Genomic DNA, 19,160 nt, shown 5'->3' with positions numbered 1-19,160 from the left:
GATGGGGGCGATCGTGCGGGTGCGGCCGGCGTCCAACAACGTATCTTCGGCGGCGAGGAGGCTGGTGGAGGTGAAGAGCATACGGCCCTTGTGCTCGTAGATGCTGGACCCGTCCCGGCGGGTCAGGGGTTCGAAGGAACCGTGCGGGGCTGGCGGGGTCACGGCGATCGAGTCCGTGTCCAGTGCGCGCCGGGTGATCAGCTCGACCGTGCCTTCGGGTACGGGGCCGAGGCTGGTTTCTTTCTGGACCCAGCGGCGCGCTTCGGCCTCGATCATGTGCGGACCCCAGACCGCGTGATGCTCCGACACCGTCGCCACAACCTCACGTGCAGCACGGTCCACATCCACCACACGCGGCTCCCCCGGCCTGCTGCCCATGGCGGGTGCTGCGGCGCGGGCGTCCTTGAGGAGGTTGGTGACAGTGACGGCGCCGACGCGTTTGGTGCCTTTGGTCGCCCACTCGGCGCGGAGGCCGGCGAGGGAGCGGGCGTGGGCTTTCGCGGGGCGAGTCTCAAGGGTGGCCTGCTGGGCGAGCTTGATCCGGGCGACCGCGTCCGGGCTGCGCCCGTGGGCGGCCCGGTAGTCCTTCTCGAGCTGGCCGACGACCTTCTTGATGTCCGCAGACCGGGTCGAGAACGCCCCAGTGAGGCGCTCGTCAACACCGGCGATCTCGACCACGGGCCGCTTGCCCGGGGTGACCTCACGCAGCTCCGTGGCCAGGCCGAGGCGAGTGGTGACTTCGTCCATGACACGTTGGTTGTAGAACTCGGACGCGGCCACACCCTGACGGTGAAGAAGCTTGGAATCGATCGTGCGCCACTTCCCATCGACACCCTTGACCTTGTTCGCCACGACCAGGTGATCGTGCAACTGCGGGTCACCATTCCTAGAGTCATAGTGACGGAACCGCGTCGCCACCAGCCCACCCTCAACGTCGATCTGTGCGACCCCGTTCGTGCCCGCACGCGTCGCGATCGCTTCCCGCTCCAGGTACGACACCGTGTCCAAAATCGCGACCGCCTGCGCATCCTCAATCGTCTTCCTGGTGTCCTCGTCGCCGAGACCCCACAGCACGGACACGCTCTTCGCGGGCGAAAAGACCAGGTCGAAACCGGCGACAGCCTGCTGCGTCGGACGCGTCGCCGCGGTAATGAACCGGCCCAGCTCTTCTTTGTCCGCGGGCGGCCGTCCCTTCGCGTCGTGGAACGCCCGGTCACCCTCACGTGTGCGGATCGCGCGGCGGTCGGCGACGCCCGGCTCGCGCCCATTCACCTTGGTGAAGTCGGTGTAGCCGACGGCGATCTTCGCCGACAGGTCTGTGCCGTCGGTGCTATATCCGTAGTACGAGCGGCCGAGCTTAGCTGCCTTCGTTGCCTCGCCCACGGTCTTGCCCTGCGCTTGCGCTTCGGTGAGGATGCGTTCGGCGTCGGGGTGCAAACCCTCACCGTAGAGGGCTTTCATCTGCTCCTCCGTGACGACACCGGAGACGCCGAGTGCGGCCAGTCCCCCGCCGACCCAGACACCGGGAGGGTTGCCATCCTCGGTGTAGTAATCGCCCAGCTCACGGCCGCTCTCGCGCTTCGCATCACCGGTCGCGACCTCGTTGGTGTAGTACACATACCCGTCTCCCGCAGAGAGGATATGCATAGTCATCACCCGCTCACTTTACCTCGTCTATTACTAATGCCAGAGGTGAAACAAAACGAGAGACGAAGAATGAGGAACAGGGGTTGGCCACGATCGAAAAGATTGTGCGGTTTCGACGCGGAGACTGCAGGAGTGAGAAGGAGCTGTGGGGTACGAAAGGCGACGACGAACGGGCGGTCGATGTGGCGAAACCGAGAGGCTTGTGCACGTGGGCCGGGCCGCCCGATCTTGGGTGGCCCGGCTGCCCTGCGCCCATCGGGCGTGCCTGCATAATGGAGGTTCATACACTGAAAAGGATCATCATGGCCGACGTTCGCAAGTCCGCAAAGCAGACTGCCGCTCGCACTTGCGCGCGCGCGAAAGCAGCCGAGTTCCGTGCGAAGCAAGACAAGCTCGAACAACTCGCCACCGACTACTTTGTTGCCACCGACTCCCTCGAAGAAATCGAGGCGTCCGCACAGAAGGAAATGTCCGCGGTACGTGAGCGTGCAGCTAAACGGAGCGCGGCTGCACGGGCCAACGCTGACGCCGTGATCGCCTCCATGCTCGCACTCGGCACGCCTCGCGGTGAGGTCGCCGACCGTCTCGGGATCCCCACCCGCGACGTCAAGAAGCTCCGCACAAATGCGGAGGAAATTCGGCGGGAAGACACGAACGGGAGAGAGACGGTCTCGGCAGTTTCATAGGTCACAGTGGGCGGGAGACTCTGAAATCGGTCTGAATAGAAGAGAGTGCGTTCGCGAATATTCGGTACGATCCCGGTGCCCTACACACGGTTGACCGAGAGGGCGTCGGCGATGGTGAGGACTTCTTGGACGGATCGGCCGAGGTTGTTTAGTGTCCGGTGTCCAGACGCAGAGAATGTCGTCGGGTCCCCTCTGCATGGGACCACACATCGATAACGACAACACGGTGGCCTTCGCATAACCGACGTTGAGACCTATGCAGGTGAACGCGACCCGGTGCGCATACCCCTCGAGGCAGGACGAATCGAAATGAGCCCTCGTAGGCCTCGGTGAGCTGGCCCCGAGTAGGGTGGCGAGTGAATGGCTCAGGCAAGCAACGAGGGAGATAATTCGATGACTGATTTTCAGGGGAAAGTGGCACTCGTCACGGGCGGCGGTTCCGGCATCGGAGCGGCCATTTCACGAAAGCTGGCCGCGGCGGGCGCATCGGTCGTGGTCAGTGACCTCAGGCTCGACGCCGCGCTGAAGGTAGCCGAGGACATCACGGCGGCGGGGCACTCCTCCGCAGCAGTCGCGCAGGACACGACCGTTCCGACACAAGCGGATGCTGCCGTACAGTTCGCGATCGACACATACGGCGCACTTCACCTCGCGGTGAACAACGCGGGAATCGCCCCGGCCCCGGCCCCCGTCGGCGAACTCGACCTTTCCGATTGGGACAAGGTCATAAACGTCAATCTGAACGGCGTCCTCTACAGCCTGCGCTACGAAATCCCCGCCATCGAAAAATCGGGCGGTGGGTCCATCGTGAACGTCTCGTCCATCCTCGGCACCAACGGTGAACTCAACGCCTCATCGTACGTCGCAGCAAAACATGCCGTCGTCGGACTGACAAAGGCGGCCGCCCTCGAGTACGCAACCAAAGGCATCCGCATCAACGCCGTTGGCCCCGGTTACATCGACACTCCACTGCTCAGCACCCTGCCGAAAGAAACGTACGACGGACTCGTTGGCCTGCACCCAATCGGCCGGCTCGGAACGGCGGATGAGGTCGCCGACCTAGTCATATTCCTGCTGTCACAAAACGCTAGTTTCATCACCGGCAGCTACCACCTCGTCGATGGCGGGTACTCGGCGCGCTGACCACCGGCCCCACGAGTGGGCGGGACGCGCCAACGCTCCCGCCCACACTCCATTGGAGAGCCGCAGCGAGGAACCAGATGGAAGCAAGACTCTCCGGCCCCCACCACTGGACACCAGTACGCGCGCTGACGGCCATCAGGTCCGCGATAAGCCAGCCATGAAGTTGGTCACGCTCATAGCGCGACTGAGGACCGACCCCTGACGAAACCAACGCGGATTCCGCATGGTGGCGTTCGAACTATCAGGGTTGGTGGGCCGCAAACTGACGCGAACAGCGCCGACCATCCGGTTTTCCAGGACCAATCCTTCGGCAGGTGCAGCACGATCCGTCTGGCCGAGGTGGAGATCCGGGCCGAGATCTGGATGAGCTTGCGGCGGATGGTACCGCTGCCCGCTCTTCCCAAGTCACCCTAAGGTCGGGCGGAACATCGACCAAGTTCGACGAATTGTTCAACACGAAGGAGATTTAACGGTGAATCACAGTCATGAACCGTTTACGGCAGAAGACCTCGAAGTGCGTCCTCTTTCGGACCACGAGTGGCGTGTAGGTGACCGGCGGCAAAACGCGCGTTCACCCGAGAAGGTACTCGGGTACATCCACCGCTACGGTTCGACTTTCGAAGTCCTCAATATTGAGGTGCCGCACCAGAACCTCACGTTCGACCGTTTGGAATCAGCGATAGCGTCCTCCGCCGCGTAGCAGGACTCCAGCAATTAGAGCTCACGCCACTCAAATTTAGGCGCCGTGATCGGGATGAGGTGACCGAAAACTTTTCCGGTGCGTCCTCGGGATGTATGGTGACCCAGTAGAGACCAGTAGAAGCGCAGTGGACGAGGGAGAGTAGAACGATGAACATCCTGTTTGTAATTGTGGCCATTATTGCGATTGTGCTCTTGATCACCGGGGGCTTTGTGCAGTCCCTTAACTTTCTGCTATGGGTCGGCGTGGTGTTGTTGGTTCTCGCCGTGATCGCATTCCTGATTCGAATGGTTTCAGGACGTCGAAACGTGTAACGACCAACGAGACAGATCTGGGCCAATGCACGCAACAGCCGATCGTGCCGATGCTGGGTCACTTGGGAACCCTAACCGCACACACCCGCACCGCCAATAGGCCGCGGCGCTCCTGCTCAACGAACCGTCACGTTGCCCCCGTTGACACACAAGCGCAAAAACGCATCGCAGAGTCGTAGTTTCCGTCTCGCACGCCATGGATACCTAGACACGAGACAGTTAATCTCCAAGCTATGACGGCCAGCAGCGACTCTCGTAACTATGCGTTTCATCCATCGGGCGCGTCCGGGTACCCAGCCGCGCGACGAGACAGGTGAAGTCCTGCGCGATTGCCAGCCCGTGACAGTTGGCGTTTCTGATTTCGGTTGTCAGCGGGTTTGGATCTTGCAGAACGCCTGTGCCGTTTTCAAGTCCGCGTCGCGCTCGGCGATGGCGATCTCGTCGGCTATTTCGATCGGCTCGTCCAACCCTGCGTCGGTCGCACGCGTCCAATACGCCCAGCACGTTCCGGTGCCGCCGGCAGGGTGCCCGTGCTTGGAGGTGAAACGAACACCGAGGGGCTGCGTACCGTCAAAAAGAGTCACCGTATCTCTGAGCCACCCCGCGATCAAGGTAGCGAGCCAGCTTGCCTTTCGCCCAGTTCGAGCGGTGGCTTGAGACACGCCTTACCGAACTCAAACAGTGGCCAGACGTTCACCGTCCGATCGAGCAATTCGCCCGTTGGCACCACCTAAAGAATCTCCGCCGGAAACTTGATGCCGGTGCCGAAAACATGAACACGGCGACTCAATCGGCGAAGCAGGAGATCACCGAGGCCGGCAAGTTCCTGCGTTGGCTGCTCGAGGAACACGGTACCGTCGTTGCTGGACTTCGCCAGGCGCACGTCGATGAGTACCTCGCAGAGGGCACGAGCACACGAAAACACATCCGCAACTTTGTGCACTGGCTCAGTCCCGGACGGGCGCGTCAAAAGACGATCACCGCGCCGCACAGAGCCGCCAAATCCATCCCGATGCTCACCCAGGACCAGCGGATCGAGCTCGTGCGCAACTGCCTGGATTTCCAGCAGGTAGCCCTCTCCACCCGAGTTGCCGGGCTGATCTTCCTCCTCTTGGCGCACCCGCTGGTCAAGGTCGTGGCCCTCACTGTCGACCGTGTCGAGAGACCTCCAGACGGCATGATGATCAGGCTGGGCGTCAACCCCACATCGATCCCGGAGTTGATCGCACCCCTGTTCTGGGAACACCTCTCCAAGCGCGGCAACCAGCAGACCGCGAACACCGGCACCGAGTGGCTGTTCCCCGGCTTCCGTGCTGGCCAGCACATCCACCACAAGACTCTGGGTGACAGATTGCCGGTGCTCGGCATCGACCCTCAGAGAGCTAGGAACACAACGCTGCAGGACCTCGCCCGCCAGGTTGACGCCCGAACGCTCATCGACCTTCTCGGATACAGCGGCCCAATCATTGCCCAGCACGCAGCCCGCTCAGGGGCCCCGATGTCTGACTACATCGACCTGAAACGACAATCACACGATCGACCTGGCCGCTAAGTCAACCGCGCCGGCACGTTCTCAGGAGCACCCGTCAGCGCGCGGAGGACACTGGCACTTCCCACCTGCAGAGTGGCGGCGATCGTCTGCCAGGTGGCGCCGTCGGCGCGCATCTGCTGGGCGAAAGCGATCCGATCGGGCGTCATGACGGTGGGTCGGCCGCCGACGCGGCCGCGGGCCTTCGCAGCTGCGAGGCCTGCTGTTGTGCGCTCGGAAATGATGCGCCCGTTCATCTGCGCGAACGCCGCACAGATGTGGAAGAACAACTCCCCGCCGGCAGTAGTCGTGTCGAACGGTTCCGTTAACGAGCGGAACTGAATGTTCCGGCGGTGCAACTCCCCCACGATCATCACCAGGTCGGTCATCGAACGACCCAGCCGATCGGTGCTGTAGACCAGCAGCACATCGTCGGCGCGAAGGTACTTGAGGCAGTCATCCAGACCAGGCCGTGCGGCCTTCTCGCCCGACATTTTGTCCGTGAAGATCTGCTCGGCGCCGGCAGCGGTGAGGGCGTCCGTTTGCGAGTGCAGGTTCTGATCCTGCGTCGACACCCGCGTATATCCGACGACCGTCACGATCCGTCTCCAGCTCCAACGACCTGCTCGAACATCGCTACGAGACCAGAGAGGTCCTGCTGCTCCATCGCGTCCCGGCAGGCGTGGTCATTGACCTTGCCGGTCACCGGGCGCCAGTCGAGGAGGTAGCCCCCCTGCTCTGAGATCTGGGACCAGAAGATCCGCTGCGTGCGACCGTTGCCCTCTCGAAACGGATGCAGGTAGTTGACCTGGTCATAGTGGTAGGCCAGCCTGGCCACGAACTGACCCCTGCCCAACCCGCGCAGCCGCTTATGCTCTGCAAGCTCCCCGAAGGCGAAGCCAGCGCCGCTCTCCAGACGCGACACGGCCATGAAGAACTCGGCCGACGCGTCGGAGCCCTTGCGCATGTCGACGGTGCGCAGTTGTCCCGCCCATTGGTAGGCATCCTGAAAACCCGCCGATGAATCTCCGCCAACTGTCGAAGATCTCCCGTGATCCTCACCGGCCGCTCAGCCAGCTCAACGGCACGGAAGGTTGTGAGCTCCGCCTCCCTGGCGTCGAGGACACCCTTGCTCGTCGCACCAACGAGATTGCGAAGGATCCCGGTCTCGGGATCGAGATAAGGGTCCGCGAACTCAGGCAACGCCGTTGCGTGCACGCACGCGGCGGCCGAACTCATCGACGTCGATCGCTCCCCGCGCGTATTCGGCGGCATCGCTCTCGAAGGCGTGACTGACGCTGAGGCCTTCCATTTCACCGCTGTGAATCGCATCCTCGACCGCACGCTCCCGGGCAGCCTGCTCAGCCGCCCTTGCCGTCGATACGACGCTCATCCGTGCCTTCCTGAAGTCTCCTCCCAGCTTACCGGAACTGCTCAAAAACCGTGGCAGAGCGGTTTCGGCAGCTTTGATTTCGGCAACGAGTTTTGAGCAGGCCACTCCCCCACGATTCCGCGGCTCCCGTTCGGATCATCAGAGCTGCTCAGAAACGATCGTTTTCGCGCACACTGCACATGCAGGATGCGGCTGGAGGCCTATCCGACCGACCAGGTCGCGGGCAGGCTCGCCGACCTCTCCACGGTCTGGCTGACGGAGTACCGCGTGCCCGGCACGACGAAGGTCGACGACTACGACCTCGCCATGCTCCGCAGCGAGGGGTTCGCCGTCACAAAGACGTTCACCCTGCACAGCGATGTAGTCTACGAATTGAGGAGACAGCAGTGATCTGGTTGGTGATCGGGATCATCGTGGTCGCGCTGCTCGCGTTGATCGCGCTGGCGTGGCTTCTTCTGGTGCTCCTGCTCGAGGTCCGCGAGCGGGAGGCCGACCGCGGGATCGCCATCACCGACGACGCCGGTGCAACCTGGACCGTCCTCGCGGTGCACACATGAACGCCGCCTGGGCCATGCGATGGTCGGCGTGAACCAACCACCGGCCTGCAGAGGCTCCGAGCCCGGTGGGGTGGTCTGGATGCAGGCCCTGCGCGAGGCTGACTAACAGTGGAATTCGATTGCGACCAGAGGAGCTAGACCGATGTCCGATACACCGCACGTGCAGATGGCCGGCCGCGAGCATGGCGGGCATTCGCGGCCATACCTGCTGTTCTGGATCATGATGGCCCTGAGCTTCGTCGTTATGTACGCCGCCATGTTCACCATGATCGACGGGTGGGGCGACTTCCGGAACAACCTCAACATGTTCTACATGACGGTCACCATGTGGGCGCCCATGGGGATCATCATGCTGCTAGCCATGCGCAGTATGTACTCGAATAAGAAGGCCAACCTGGCGATGGTGGTGATATTCGCTATTCTCGCGGTCGGCTCGTTCGGGGCAACCCGCGCACAGGCACTCATCGACGACCGCCAGTTCATCGACTCCATGATCCCGCACCACTCCGGCGCCATCCTCATGTGCCGCGAAGCCGCCCTGAGCGACCCAGAGCTGGTCGCGCTTTGCGAGGAAATCAGCGGAGGGCAGCGCTCCGAGATTGAACAGATGGAGCAGATCCGAGACCGCCTGGACTAAATCGGGCTATCGCCCGCCGCGTTCGATCTCAACGGCGGGAGTGACGGCGGTGCTCTTCAATTGAGGTGACTTCGAGTACCCGGTTGAACAAGATAGTGCGGAAGTGGTCAGGGATGCTTCGTCACGAGATTGGGGTTTCCATTCTGGCTGGGACCTTTGATTTTGAGAGCAGTCGTGCTGGGAGTGATGGTGGGTGTCCTTGTGCATGAGCGGTGACCGTGGCGGAGACAAGCAGTGCCGTCGCGGCGCCAAGAATCGCACCGGCGAGCACGTCCGTGGGCCAATGCACCAGCAAGTAGGTCCTGCTTAACGCCATGGTGACTACCCAGACCACGGCAAGGGCCCACGTCCACAGATGCGGGAATGCAATAGCAATGGCGACGGTAATAAGCGGCCGCTGTCGTGGTGTGGCCCGACGGAAAAGAGTTCGATCCGACATCCACTACTCCGTCGGGAGGTCGCGGGCGTGCGATCACGATTTTCAGCACCGTGGATAACCCTGATGCGAGAGCAACTGTAAGACCGATGGTGAGACTCTCGCGCCATCGCCGGGTGATCAGGAGCGCCACGACGATGGTGGTGGTCACCGCAGTCATGGAGAGGGTACCGCCGAACGTGTTGAGGAACTGCGCGGCAGCTTCGGCAGGGGCGATTCGATGCCCGGCCACCAGGTCGTGCCACCACATGTCCGGCGGGGTCGGACGACCCTGCCAGATAGATCGCATGGCGACTCCGCTCACCACGACGGCTGCCATGCCGAGCGCGCCGATGAACGCGCCGATGGGTGGCACTCCCCTGAATGCCCGAGGCGACCGACTCATAGTGTTGCTCTTTTCGAGGGGCTCTGTGCTGGCGCGAATGTGGGCTGGCTCGCGGGTGCGAGCCAGCCCACGGTCCCGCTTAGTCCTGGACGCCGTCCTCGACGACCACGCCGCCGACGTCGTCGCTGGTGTCTTCGACGCCATCGTCGTCGGTCTCGGCGTCGTTCGCGCCGTACGCGAAGGGCAGACCTGCTCCGCTCTCAGAACGCGATACAACCGTTCCACCGGCGTGCAGCCTCAGTTGGGTCGTCGCCGTACTCCGGCTCGACGGGGAAGTGGTCGTCGCGAAAGCACTGGATCTGCTCCGCAGCGATCCGGTACATATCGTCTTCGTCAGCACCCGGTGCGGACAGCCGGAGCGAATGAGCTCGTCGCTCAATGACGGCCGGCCAGAGATCACGCGCACCAACCTCGCCCATCACTTTCGACGCCACCAGCATCGAGTGGAACTCGAGCGAACGGCACAGCACATCGGCGAGGGTAACGAGGTCTCGATCCGATACCTTCACGAACACAGGCGGTTCAGGGCGAATTCGATCCACCATGAATCTGTCATCCATTGGCGAGCTTGGCTCGCCTGATTCCCCATCGCGCGCACCCATCGGTCTACTCAAACCCGTCGGTTGCCGTCTTGCAAGCCTCCAGGCGGATGTGATTGCGACCCACCGCCCGCGCAGCGAGCCGCGGCTCCCACGGAGCGGCTCATGCGGTGGCTTCGGCCAGCACGACGTCGAGCGGCACCGCCGGGTCGACGAGCCGGTCGACGTCGACGCGGGCGCGGGAGCGGATGAACTGCTGCACCTGCTCGTTGACGTCCCAGACGTTGACGTTCATCCCCGCGACGACCCGGTCGCCGGCGAGCCAGAACGCGATGAACTCGCGCCCGGGCACGTCGCCGCGGAACACCGGCTCGACGCCCGCCATCAGGGGGCCGTAGCCCGAGAACTCCATGCCCAGATCGTACTGGTCGGTGTAGAAGTAGGGCGGCTCGTCGAACTCGATCGCCTCCCCCGCCATCGACCGGCCCGCCGCCGGCCCCTGGTTCTCGGCCGTCGCCCAGTGCTCGGTGCGGAGGTGCTGGCCGAGGAACGGCTGGTAGACGCTCGCGACGTCGCCGACAGCGTAGACATCGTCGGCGCTCGTGCGGAACCCGGCATCCGTCGTGACTCCGTTCTCGACGTCGATGCCGGCCGCCTCGGCGAGCCCGGTTAGCGGGACGGCGCCGATGCCGACCACGACCGCGTCGGCCGGCACGACCTGATCGCCCTCGACCGCGACGCCGGTCGCCCGGCCGCCGTCGCCGACGATCCCCTCGACCTTCGTGGACAGGCGCAAGTCGACGCCGTGCTCGCGGTGCAACCGCGCGAACACCTCTCCTGCCGTCGACCCGATCGCCGCCTCGAGCGGCACCGCCCCGGGCGCAACGACCGCCACCTCATTGCCATACCCGCGCGCTGCGGCGGCGACCTCCAGCCCGATCCAGCCCGCCCCGATGAGCACGATGCGGCGACCGCCCGGCTCGAACAACTCGCGCAACGCGAGCGAGTCGTCGATCGTGCGCAGCACGTGCACGCCCTTGAGGTCGGCACCGGCGCCCGGCCACCGTCGCGGGGCAGAGCCGGTCGCGAGCAGGAGGCGGTCGTAGCCAAGGTTTCGGCCGTCGTCGAGCCGCACCCGGTGCGCCGACAGGTCGAGCGCCGTCGCGCGGATGCCGCGGAACACCTGGACCCGATGCTCGCCGTACCAGTCGGCGGGATGCACGTCGATGGCGTCGCGGGTGCCCGTGCCGATGAGGAACTCCTTCGACAGCGGCGGACGGATGTAGGGCATCGCGTCCTCGGCCGCGATGATGCGCACGGGTCCTTCGTAGCCCGCCGTGCGCGCGCCCTCGGCCGCCCGGGCCCCCGCGAGCCCGCCTCCGACGATTACGATGCCGTGCTCGGTGCTCATGTCAGCCGCTCCATTCCCCTTGCGCCGCACCGCGACTCGAACTCGCGGCGGAGGCGTGCGTCGCCTCGGAGGAACCCGGTGAGGCTCCTGGTCCTAGTTACGCTGCCCACGATACGTGGCCCACGCAGCGTTTGCACGCCAGCCTGGGCATGCCGTAGCCGCCGCCCCAACGGGGGCTCATGCGCTCGCCGCCACGTTGATCTGGATCAACACCGACTTATTCAACACGGCCTAGAGGCCCTTGCCGCCGGTGACCGGCAGGACCGCGCCGGAGATGTACGATCCCTCGTCGGAGGCGAGCAGCACGTAGGCAGGGGCGAGTTCCGCGGGCTGGCCGGCGCGGCCAAGTGGGGTGTCTTGCCCGAAGGTCGGCAGCTTTTCGGGCCAGCCGGTGGCGGGGATGAGCGGGGTCCAGATCGGTCCGGGCGCCACCGCGTTCACACGGATGCCCTTCGGGCCGAGTTGCTCGGCGAGTGCCTTCGTGAACGCGACCTGCGCCGCTTTTGTCATCGCGTAGTCGATGAGCGCCGAGGACGGGTTGAATGCCTGGATCGACGTGGTCGAGATGATCGACGCGCCGGGCTGGAGATGCGGGATCGCTGCCCCGGCGATCCACATCATCGAGTAAAGGTTGGTGCGGAAGACGCGGTCGAACTCCTCGGTCGGAATCGTCTCGAGCCCGTCCCGGTTCTTCTGGTACGCGGCGTTGAGCACGACGATGTCGAGACCGCCGAGCGCCTCCACCGTCTGGTCGACGACGCTACGGCAGAAGCCCTCCTCCTGCACGTCGCCCGGGATCGAGGCGGCCACGCGCCCGGCCTCGGTGACGAGGCGGAGGGTCTCGTCCGCGTCGTGCTGCTCCTCAGGCAGGTGGACGATCGCGACGTCGGCGCCCTCGCGCGCGAACGCGATCGCCACCGCCCGTCCAATGCCGGAGTCGCCCCCTGTGATGAGCGCGCGACGGCCCTCAAGTCGGCCCGAGCCCTGGTAGCTAGACTCGCCGTGGTCTGGCAACGGATCGGTTCGATCGGTGAGCCCGGGCTGCTCCTGTTCCTGCTTCGGGAAGCCGTCGGACTTGTAGCGGGAGCGGGGGTCGATGAGCGCAGCCATACCTCTAGCCACTCACTGATGGGATGCAAAATCAAGCCCCTTGCACGACCTTGACAACGGCGTAGCGTCGCAAACATGCCAGGTGAACGGAACAGAAGTCTCAAGAATCCAAAGCTCTACGAGGATCTCCGCGACGATGGGGCCAGCAAGGAGAAAGCCGCCCGCGTCAGCAACGCGGCCGCCCGCGACGGGCAGAAGGCGGTCTCGCGGCGCGGGGGCAAGGCTGGCGACTACGAGGATATGACCGTGCCCGAGTTGCGCAAACGCGCCAAAGAGTTCGGCCTGCACGGCTACTCCGGCAAGAACAAGTCCGACCTCATTAGCTCGCTGCGCAACCACTGATGAAGCGCAACGACGACGGGCCCTCGACCGACCACGCCCCGGAGACGGAGGAGGACACTGCCTCCGGCGGCCCCTCCGACCCGCCCGACGAAACTGACCCGCCCGACTAATCTTCAGGCGTGGTCAGTGCGTCCGTTCTTCAGGGATTCGGGCGTGGGACTGTGATTACGCCAGTGGGCGGGTTTGCGGGCTCTGACGAGTTGTCCGTCGGCTCATTGGTCACGCTGAGGCCCTCGGGCGAGTTCGCGGACATCATGAGCTGGTCGGTCCATGACCGGTTCACAGCAGGTCTGCGGCTGCCATCGAACCTGAACTGAATGAAGGTGTTGGGCGATAACCACACGGTGGTTCGTCCGCCACCTGTCGAGGCGTCGAACGTTAAGTTGAGTGCGAAAGCCTCGCCCCGTCGCAGCTTCGCTAGCGTAACAAGCTTGATGTGGGTGAGAGTGCGTTCGCCAATCGTGATCCGCTCGGGCGCAGGCCCGTAGATCAACTCACCCACACGGCCCCAGACCTCGCGGTGCATTAGATACTACAGGGCGGGTTCGAACTGCCGTTTCTCTGGTTCCCGTGTTTATGCCTGTCCACCTAGTGACAGCATTTAAGGTGGCGGGTCGCTTGTCGAGCCGGCGGAAGGGTGCCCTTCTTCCTCGGCGTCGCGTAGTTCCTCTTCGTCGATCGTAGGTACATCTGGATCCGGGTTGGGCGATTGCGGAGTGAAGTGCAGTTTCTGCATGTACGGAGTGGGTGCTTTCCGCCGGGCATCGGTGAACTCTTTCGAATAGTAGGCGCGGGCATCCGGCACGTCGCGATCACCAGAGATGAGGTCGTGCGCGAGGTTCAGGGCGAGCCGATTGGCTTCCTCGTCGTGGCAGGTGGCCGAGAGTTCGCCCATTGTGCGGCGCGCAACCACGCTGCCGTCGAATTGGGCGAGTGCGCTGAACAGGTCCGGGGCCACCCGGTAGTCGATGATCGATTCGACGGAGTCGTAGTGCGGTGCTGGAAACCGGTGTTCCCAGAATGCTTTCGTCGCCACGACCCGCTTCCACTCTCCTACCGCGAACCAGGTCAGCTGGGTAGCGGTCGACTCGTGCGGTTCACCGTACTTGTCGACAACCAACTGCGCGGCCTCCCGCGATTCGTCTGGCCAGTCGGCCAGTACTTCCGAACTGTGCATGAGTAGCTGCTATCCGTCGTTCACGATCGTGGCGTCCTCGTCGGGCTGGAGATCTTCGTCTGCCTCGACGAGACGATCTTGGTCGGGAACGCCTTTGACTCCGGTGGCGATGTCCCCGTCGCGAGTTGGTTCCTCGGTGATGGGGAAGTCGTCCTCGATGCCGCCAGGTGTGTTGATTGTCGGATCTGTCATCAGTACTTTCCTTCCGGGAGTGAGGCCAAGGCGTTCGCCTTGTTCCATAAAGCTCACGTCACGGCTGGCGCCCCGCAACCCGCTTGACCATTCGCTCTCGGCGAGTGGTCTCTGCGCGTGTCGGGTCCTGTCGAGGCTCGATCGACAGATCAGGTTTCGAACTGGCACCCATCGAATCACACGATCCGCGGCCCTGTACCGGCTCCTCGAGGCGGCTGCCCGGCATGACGGTCGGCTAGCCGGATGTCGGCAACCCCGTTGACTGCGCGGCAGCATCGTCGTAGACCGGAGGTGACGAAAGGATCGGGATGTCCGTGAAACTGAATCAGGAAGCCCTCTCCCACGCGAAGGGGTTGCTGCGTCGCGGCGAGATCACTCATGACGATCGGGACGACTGGAGCGAGCACGCTCCCAGCACCGATGAGAACAACACCTTCATCGACAAGCACGGGATGGCCGAGTACGCAAAATGGCATCTCGGCGAAGACACCGACCAGACCGAGGGCACCCGAGGTCGTTACCTGTTTCCTTACGGCGACTTCAAGAAGCTCCACCGGTGCGCCGTCATCTCTGGTGAAAGCCGAGCGGGCCAATATGACCATCCCACGATCAAGACCGCGCTCAAGAAGCTGCTTACCTCGATCGACGAAAAGGCTCCCCAAAAGTGACCGTAGGGGTGCGCCCGGATACTGCCGAACCCGATCGGCAGTCGTCACCAGAGAACGTCTCCAGCCCGACTTCGGAGCTGCGGCGTATCGACTTCACGGGGGCCATCTGGTTCGCAGCCACCATCATCGCGACAACCGTGCCGCTGGGTGGGATGCTTGCTGCCGGATGGCATCCCAGCGACTCGACACCCGTGCTGGCCGTGGTGTGGTGGGTCGGTGCCACCGCCATCGTCGTTGGCATTGCCTCGTTGGCCTGGGCCGGGTGCCCCGTGTTGGGTTCCAGCCTGGAGGAAGCGGACCGTCAGAAGTCCTTCTGCATCCGCGCTGGAGTGGTCCTCTACCTCGGCGGGACGGGCGCCGCGATCTTTGCCCTTCTCATCAACCCGGGGGGATGATCCACCCATGACCACAGATCCCACCAGAATCAGAAGTCAGCCAGCTCTGACCACCTCGACCGGACGGATTTGGCTCATCGTCGGCGGCATCTTCACAGGCGTGTCTCTTGCAGTCCTGATGCCGATGACGCAGCTCCCACCGCCAGGCGTTGCGCTGACCGGCGCCATAGCGGTAGCCACTCTCTACATTGCGATGATCGTCGCTCGGATCGTCATCCCCGCCGGCCGGCGCCGGCTCATGCTCCTGGCCGCGGCAACGCTGACGATCGCGGCGACCGCGGTCGTCACCGCAACTGTCGTGGCGAGTGCGGCAACACTCGACTAGCCAGCGAGGTTTCGTCAAACATGGCGAAAGGCTCCGGTGATCGTGACCACTGGAGCCCTTCTGTGCGAATCGTGGTTTTCACCTCGTTCGCACTTTTGACGCTACGCCCGCCAACCCAGGGAAGCAACCCCCCGGTGGATGCCTAGCGGTAGTGCGGATAGTCGGGGTACCGATAGTCCGAACCCCAGAATGGCCCGTACCCGTAGTAGCCCAGAACGCCGCCGTAGGTGTCGCGTTCTCGGACCAGTTCCGGGTCGTAGGCAGGGGCGTCGGCGACGTTCTCGCGGGTCTGGCCGATCCGCACCTCGTCCTCCGTGATGGCGGTGATGGCGTCGACCGGGATGAGAGTCATGTCCTGGCCGATGCCCAGAAACCCTCCCGAGGCCACGTCGAGGAACCGCACCCGACGCTCAGTGCCGTCGATCAGCAGATCCTTGACCTTGCCGAGGTCGTCGCCGTTTCTATCTCTGACGTCACGTCCGCGAATGTCCTCCTCGCGGTCGGCAACCGTCTGATCGGTCTCACTGCGACCGTGTTCTCGATAGTCGGCTGGCGGCCTGCTCCTTCTTATACGAAGCCATCACAGCAGAGTGGCTTCATCCTCGTAGCCAGCGACATTCCAGGATCGGACCCGATCGGGTTTGCCCACGTCCTCGAAGTCCCTGGCAGCGGTCATCTCGAGCAGCTATCGGTCAGGCCGTCAGCGGCGCACCGCGGANGAAGCAGTCAAGAGCGAATCAAGACTGCGCGGATGCAAACGGGTCACCCTGCGAACGTTCGCGGACGTTCCATGGAACGCCCCCTTCTACTTGAGCTGTGGTTTTATCGAGCGTGGTCCCGATTCTGATTTTCTTCGAAATCTGTTAGTAGCGGAGCAACAGCGAGGACTTGGGTACGGCCCGCGTGTTCAAATGAACTTCGACCTGACTGATGAGTTGCCCCGATAACCGTTCCCCTTTCGGGACATCCCTCCGGAACAGGCGGCGTCTGTCACCCAGCATGCCAATAGTTGAGATGGCGACACTTCACGCGTGCACCCGCGCCGGGCCGGGCGACCGGTCCGGTCAGGGCTTCGAGCCTTCCAGGGACAGAATTGCTCAATGGAGCCTGCCGTTGTACTCCGTTTCAGTCGATCGGGGAGACACGAATGAGGTTGCCATCCGGGTCGGCGACCACGAATGTGCGCCCGAAGACGTCTTCGTGCGGCTCTTCGATGACAGTGGCCCCCTTGGCCGTCCACGCGGTGAAGCAGTCATCGACTGCGGATGCTGACCCCGGCAGCATGAGCCCCAACTCGCTGGTTCGCAGCGTCGCCGTCGTGACGGTGTCGCCGCGGCCAGACCACAAGGCGAAGAGCACGCCCGGGGCTACCTCGAACGGGACATAACGCGGGGTAACGGTGACAGGTTCTATCTCGAAAAGGTCACTGTAGAAGCGGGTGGAGCGCTCGACATCGGTGACATAGATGAGGAACAGGTTTGGCGTTGCCATGGGATCTCCTTGGTTGACGTTCTCGGCTACGCCAAGCCTTTCATCAATACATGACAGATCTTGTCTGGTATCCGTCGATACTAATGAGATGAAGTCCCAACGCCTGCTTTCGATGATGTTGCTGCTCCAGACGCGCCACCACATGACCGCGCTTGAGCTGGCAGAGGAGTTGGGAGTGTCGGTCCGGACGGTACTGCGCGACGTCATGGCTTTGGCGGAAGCAGATGTACCGGTGTTTGCCGAGCGAGGCCGATATGGAGGCGTAGTTCTGCTTCCAGGGTCACAGCTGGATGTGTCCAAACTCAGTCCCGCTGAGGTCGGTGCGCTGAAGCTGCTGGGTTTGGACCCTGGGCAAGCTCGCCAACTCGGCATCGATTCACTGACGCGCAGCGCCCAAAGGAAGATCGCGTCCCGCCGCCCTCTGGGCCGCCAGTCGGAACTGCCGTTGTCCGAATTGATTGTGGTCGACAACTCTCCATGGTTTAGCCCGATGCCAATCGTCGCCGGCGTCGCCGGCGTCGCCGAACTTGCCAGAAACCTGGAGTCGGGCAGGCGTTTGCGGATTCATTATCGGAGAAGTGCCGAACGGGGTGCCTCATGGCACGCCGTTGACCCGTACGGTCTTCTGGCGAAGGCCGGCCGTTGGTACTTGGTAGCCGACGTCGACCGCGTGCCTAGGCTGTACTCGCTCCAAAGATTAGAGGGCTGGGATGTCCTGCCAGAGGTTCGGCGCCTTCGACCGAACGCAACGCTCGCCAGTGTCAGCCGTGATTTGAGTGCGGCGGTAGAGAATCGGGGAGGCATCACAATTATGGCAACGCTGTCGAAGGACAGGCTTGACCTCGCTCGACGGATTCTAGGCTCTCGACTCGCCAGCAGTAAGCCCGCTGATGCCGAACAAGTCGAGATCACCGTGATCTACGACCAGGTGGAGTCCGTGCGTCAACTGTTGCAATTCGGTGCCCACCTCCGCGTCACGAGTCCGCCGGAGGCGCGGGCTGTTATGCGGGACGTTGCCACTGCCATGGCAGACCTGTACCAAGGCTAATCCGGCAGCAGAGCCCCAAACCACCCCTCCTCTGTGGCATCGATTCTGGGTTTGCGCCAAACGTGAGTCCGACACGTGGAGCCGTACGCGTCCCGCAGAGCGTTCGGCTTATGACACAGGCTGTTTAGATTTAGACCTTTGAAGTTCCTTGGACGAATCGGCATCGGAGCTTGTGGCTAGCACGGAACTTCTGAGGGCGCTGAACCATCGATTCGATGGGCGATGATCGCGGCGTGGGACCGCTTGCCCGGATCGGTTCGGGTGTTCACCGCGTGAACGTGAAACCCTGTGGCCTCGAGCTGCGTGCTCATCTCACCGATAGGCCAGAAGTAGGCGGTCGTAACGGCGTGCGGAAACGGCTCGACGGTGTCGCCCTCGAAGAATCCGAGGAGGAGGCTGCCTCCAGGGGCAATACAGCGGGCGAACTCGCGCAAAACCGCTGGCAAGTCACCCGGGGAAAGGTGGATAACGGAGTACCACGCAAGAATTGCAGCTGCGTATCCGTCTCGGACCTCGAGATCGCCCAGTGACGCGACTCGGAACGGGACCGTCGGAAATCTTTTTCTTGCTTGCCCGATGAACGCTTGAACGTGATCGATACCCTCCGCATCGACACCACGCTTCTTGAGGAAATCGGTCCAATGTCCAGGACCGCACCCCGCGTCGATGACCGCGCCCCGCAGGTCACGCGCCCACTGGGCGACAAGCCGCTGATCCGATTCGTGCGTGTTAGCTATCGATCCGAGCAGTGCCGTGTATTCCTCCGCCCGACCGGCGTATGCATCCCGAACCACATTGCCAGTCACGGGACCGAGTCTAGGAGAAGCCCGGAAGCCGTTCCCCATACGGGACGACAGCATGGGTCGACGTCGGTGTGGATGAGTTGTGCAAACGAGTGCGGAAATTTGTGCAGACGAGTATGGAAAATGACAGGCGCCGCGGAGAATCGCGGACCCGTGTTAACGCCGACCGAAAACAGGACCATTAACGCCGATTGAAAACAGGACCACCGACCAGTATGGAAGGTGATCAATAT

At 63.2% G+C, this 19,160-nt stretch carries 25 protein-coding genes; 12 read left to right on the top strand and 13 right to left on the bottom strand.

Annotated elements, in window-relative coordinates; genetic code table 11:
- The coding region (gene mobF, locus CXY82_RS01145) for a MobF family relaxase (protein ID WP_158252102.1) at window positions 1-1,653 on the bottom strand (1,653 nt) is incomplete at its 3' end.
- A 296-nt stretch (window positions 1,654-1,949) separates the two neighbouring features.
- Here mobF and CXY82_RS01140 point away from each other — a divergent pair.
- The 4 genes from CXY82_RS01140 to CXY82_RS01125 all read left to right on the top strand — a co-directional run bounded on the left by CXY82_RS01140 (window position 1,950) and on the right by CXY82_RS01125 (window position 6,042).
- Window positions 1,950-2,333 (top strand): hypothetical protein, encoded by a 384-nt coding sequence (locus CXY82_RS01140; protein WP_104169314.1) that lies wholly within the window; start codon window positions 1,950-1,952, stop codon window positions 2,331-2,333.
- 393 nt (window positions 2,334-2,726) lie between these two features.
- Complete coding sequence (locus CXY82_RS01135) at window positions 2,727-3,476, top strand: SDR family NAD(P)-dependent oxidoreductase (protein ID WP_199180836.1); 750 nt, start codon at window positions 2,727-2,729, stop codon at window positions 3,474-3,476.
- A gap of 849 nt (window positions 3,477-4,325) precedes the next feature.
- Window positions 4,326-4,490, top strand: a complete 165-nt coding sequence (locus CXY82_RS17465) for a hypothetical protein (protein WP_199180835.1) — start codon at window positions 4,326-4,328, stop codon at window positions 4,488-4,490.
- 772 nt (window positions 4,491-5,262) lie between these two features.
- Window positions 5,263-6,042, top strand: a complete 780-nt coding sequence (locus tag CXY82_RS01125; RefSeq protein ID WP_104169311.1) for a hypothetical protein — start codon at window positions 5,263-5,265, stop codon at window positions 6,040-6,042.
- Here CXY82_RS01125 and CXY82_RS01120 read toward each other — a convergent pair.
- The 3 genes from CXY82_RS01120 to CXY82_RS01110 form a co-directional block, all read right to left on the bottom strand.
- Window positions 6,039-6,617, bottom strand: a complete 579-nt coding sequence (locus CXY82_RS01120) for a recombinase family protein (protein WP_104169310.1) — start codon at window positions 6,615-6,617, stop codon at window positions 6,039-6,041. The genes CXY82_RS01125 and CXY82_RS01120 overlap by 4 nt on opposite strands.
- Window positions 6,614-6,985: a Fic family protein gene (locus CXY82_RS17735; RefSeq protein ID WP_233194203.1), complete on the bottom strand. Its 372-nt coding sequence runs from the start codon at window positions 6,983-6,985 to the stop codon at window positions 6,614-6,616. Before CXY82_RS17735 ends, CXY82_RS01120 begins: the two co-directional genes overlap by 4 nt.
- A 228-nt stretch (window positions 6,986-7,213) precedes the next feature.
- Window positions 7,214-7,411 (bottom strand): antitoxin VbhA family protein, encoded by a 198-nt coding sequence (locus tag CXY82_RS01110; protein ID WP_104169309.1) that lies wholly within the window; start codon window positions 7,409-7,411, stop codon window positions 7,214-7,216.
- A gap of 186 nt (window positions 7,412-7,597) precedes the next feature.
- Between CXY82_RS01110 and CXY82_RS01105 the strand changes: the two genes are divergently transcribed.
- From CXY82_RS01105 to CXY82_RS01100, 3 genes are all read left to right on the top strand, one after another.
- Window positions 7,598-7,801: a hypothetical protein gene (locus CXY82_RS01105; protein WP_104169308.1), complete on the top strand. Its 204-nt coding sequence runs from the start codon at window positions 7,598-7,600 to the stop codon at window positions 7,799-7,801.
- A complete protein-coding gene (locus CXY82_RS17180) occupies window positions 7,798-7,968 on the top strand; it encodes a hypothetical protein (protein ID WP_158252081.1) in 171 nt (56 codons plus the stop codon). The genes CXY82_RS01105 and CXY82_RS17180 overlap by 4 nt, the downstream gene beginning before the upstream one ends.
- 142 nt (window positions 7,969-8,110) lie before the next feature.
- On the top strand, window positions 8,111-8,605 hold the full coding sequence (locus CXY82_RS01100; protein WP_104169307.1) for a DUF305 domain-containing protein: 495 nt from the start codon (window positions 8,111-8,113) through the stop codon (window positions 8,603-8,605).
- 121 nt (window positions 8,606-8,726) lie between these two features.
- On the opposite strand, the gene CXY82_RS18440 is transcribed toward CXY82_RS01100, so the two are convergent.
- The 4 genes from CXY82_RS18440 to CXY82_RS01080 all read right to left on the bottom strand — a co-directional run bounded on the left by CXY82_RS18440 (window position 8,727) and on the right by CXY82_RS01080 (window position 12,486).
- On the bottom strand, window positions 8,727-9,044 hold the full coding sequence (locus tag CXY82_RS18440) for a phosphatase PAP2 family protein (protein WP_104169306.1): 318 nt from the start codon (window positions 9,042-9,044) through the stop codon (window positions 8,727-8,729).
- 582 nt (window positions 9,045-9,626) lie between these two features.
- Window positions 9,627-9,971, bottom strand: coding sequence for a hypothetical protein (locus CXY82_RS01090; protein WP_146067714.1), 345 nt, complete (start codon window positions 9,969-9,971; stop codon window positions 9,627-9,629).
- Window positions 9,972-10,128: 157 nt separating this feature from the next.
- Entirely contained in the window at window positions 10,129-11,376 is a 1,248-nt protein-coding gene (locus CXY82_RS01085) for an NAD(P)/FAD-dependent oxidoreductase (RefSeq protein ID WP_104169304.1), read from the bottom strand.
- Between the two features lie 231 nt (window positions 11,377-11,607).
- The gene (locus tag CXY82_RS01080; protein ID WP_092325317.1) at window positions 11,608-12,486 is read right to left on the bottom strand and encodes an SDR family oxidoreductase; all 879 of its coding nucleotides are present in this window, start codon (window positions 12,484-12,486) and stop codon (window positions 11,608-11,610) included.
- Between the two features lie 75 nt (window positions 12,487-12,561).
- Here CXY82_RS01080 and CXY82_RS01075 point away from each other — a divergent pair, with 75 nt between their 5' ends.
- A complete protein-coding gene (locus CXY82_RS01075; RefSeq protein ID WP_104169303.1) occupies window positions 12,562-12,828 on the top strand; it encodes a Rho termination factor N-terminal domain-containing protein in 267 nt (88 codons plus the stop codon).
- A 601-nt stretch (window positions 12,829-13,429) separates the two neighbouring features.
- Here the strand turns inward: CXY82_RS01075 and CXY82_RS01065 are convergent.
- Window positions 13,430-14,005: a hypothetical protein gene (locus CXY82_RS01065; RefSeq protein ID WP_104131160.1), complete on the bottom strand. Its 576-nt coding sequence runs from the start codon at window positions 14,003-14,005 to the stop codon at window positions 13,430-13,432.
- Between the two features lie 9 nt (window positions 14,006-14,014).
- On the bottom strand, window positions 14,015-14,197 hold the full coding sequence (locus CXY82_RS01060; protein WP_104131159.1) for a hypothetical protein: 183 nt from the start codon (window positions 14,195-14,197) through the stop codon (window positions 14,015-14,017).
- A 308-nt stretch (window positions 14,198-14,505) separates the two neighbouring features.
- Here CXY82_RS01060 and CXY82_RS01055 point away from each other — a divergent pair, with 308 nt between their 5' ends.
- Genes CXY82_RS01055 through CXY82_RS01045 form a run of 3 tightly spaced genes read left to right on the top strand, consistent with a single transcriptional unit; the run spans window position 14,506 to window position 15,585 of the window.
- Entirely contained in the window at window positions 14,506-14,865 is a 360-nt protein-coding gene (locus CXY82_RS01055) for a hypothetical protein (RefSeq protein WP_104169302.1), read from the top strand.
- A complete protein-coding gene (locus CXY82_RS01050; RefSeq protein ID WP_146069011.1) occupies window positions 14,862-15,260 on the top strand; it encodes a hypothetical protein in 399 nt (132 codons plus the stop codon). Before CXY82_RS01055 ends, CXY82_RS01050 begins: the two co-directional genes overlap by 4 nt.
- Window positions 15,261-15,267: 7 nt before the next feature.
- Window positions 15,268-15,585: a hypothetical protein gene (locus CXY82_RS01045; protein WP_104169300.1), complete on the top strand. Its 318-nt coding sequence runs from the start codon at window positions 15,268-15,270 to the stop codon at window positions 15,583-15,585.
- A 142-nt stretch (window positions 15,586-15,727) separates the two neighbouring features.
- Here CXY82_RS01045 and CXY82_RS01040 read toward each other — a convergent pair whose 3' ends face one another.
- Both CXY82_RS01040 and CXY82_RS01035 read right to left on the bottom strand, forming a co-directional pair.
- Entirely contained in the window at window positions 15,728-16,072 is a 345-nt protein-coding gene (locus CXY82_RS01040; RefSeq protein WP_255408556.1) for a PRC-barrel domain-containing protein, read from the bottom strand.
- A 638-nt stretch (window positions 16,073-16,710) separates the two neighbouring features.
- Window positions 16,711-17,076 (bottom strand): VOC family protein, encoded by a 366-nt coding sequence (locus tag CXY82_RS01035; protein WP_104169298.1) that lies wholly within the window; start codon window positions 17,074-17,076, stop codon window positions 16,711-16,713.
- An 88-nt stretch (window positions 17,077-17,164) separates the two neighbouring features.
- Here CXY82_RS01035 and CXY82_RS01030 point away from each other — a divergent pair, with 88 nt between their 5' ends.
- Complete coding sequence (locus tag CXY82_RS01030; RefSeq protein ID WP_104169297.1) at window positions 17,165-18,124, top strand: YafY family protein; 960 nt, start codon at window positions 17,165-17,167, stop codon at window positions 18,122-18,124.
- A 176-nt stretch (window positions 18,125-18,300) separates the two neighbouring features.
- Here the strand turns inward: CXY82_RS01030 and CXY82_RS01025 are convergent, their stop codons facing one another.
- Window positions 18,301-18,930, bottom strand: coding sequence for a bifunctional 2-polyprenyl-6-hydroxyphenol methylase/3-demethylubiquinol 3-O-methyltransferase UbiG (locus tag CXY82_RS01025; protein ID WP_233199099.1), 630 nt, complete (start codon window positions 18,928-18,930; stop codon window positions 18,301-18,303).
- Window positions 18,931-19,160: the final 230 nt, after the last annotated feature.

The organism is Cryobacterium sp. M23 (assembly GCF_002929655.1).
GTDB lineage: Bacteria > Actinomycetota > Actinomycetes > Actinomycetales > Microbacteriaceae > Cryobacterium > Cryobacterium sandaracinum.
This window is presented reverse-complemented; position numbering and strand designations above follow the sequence as displayed.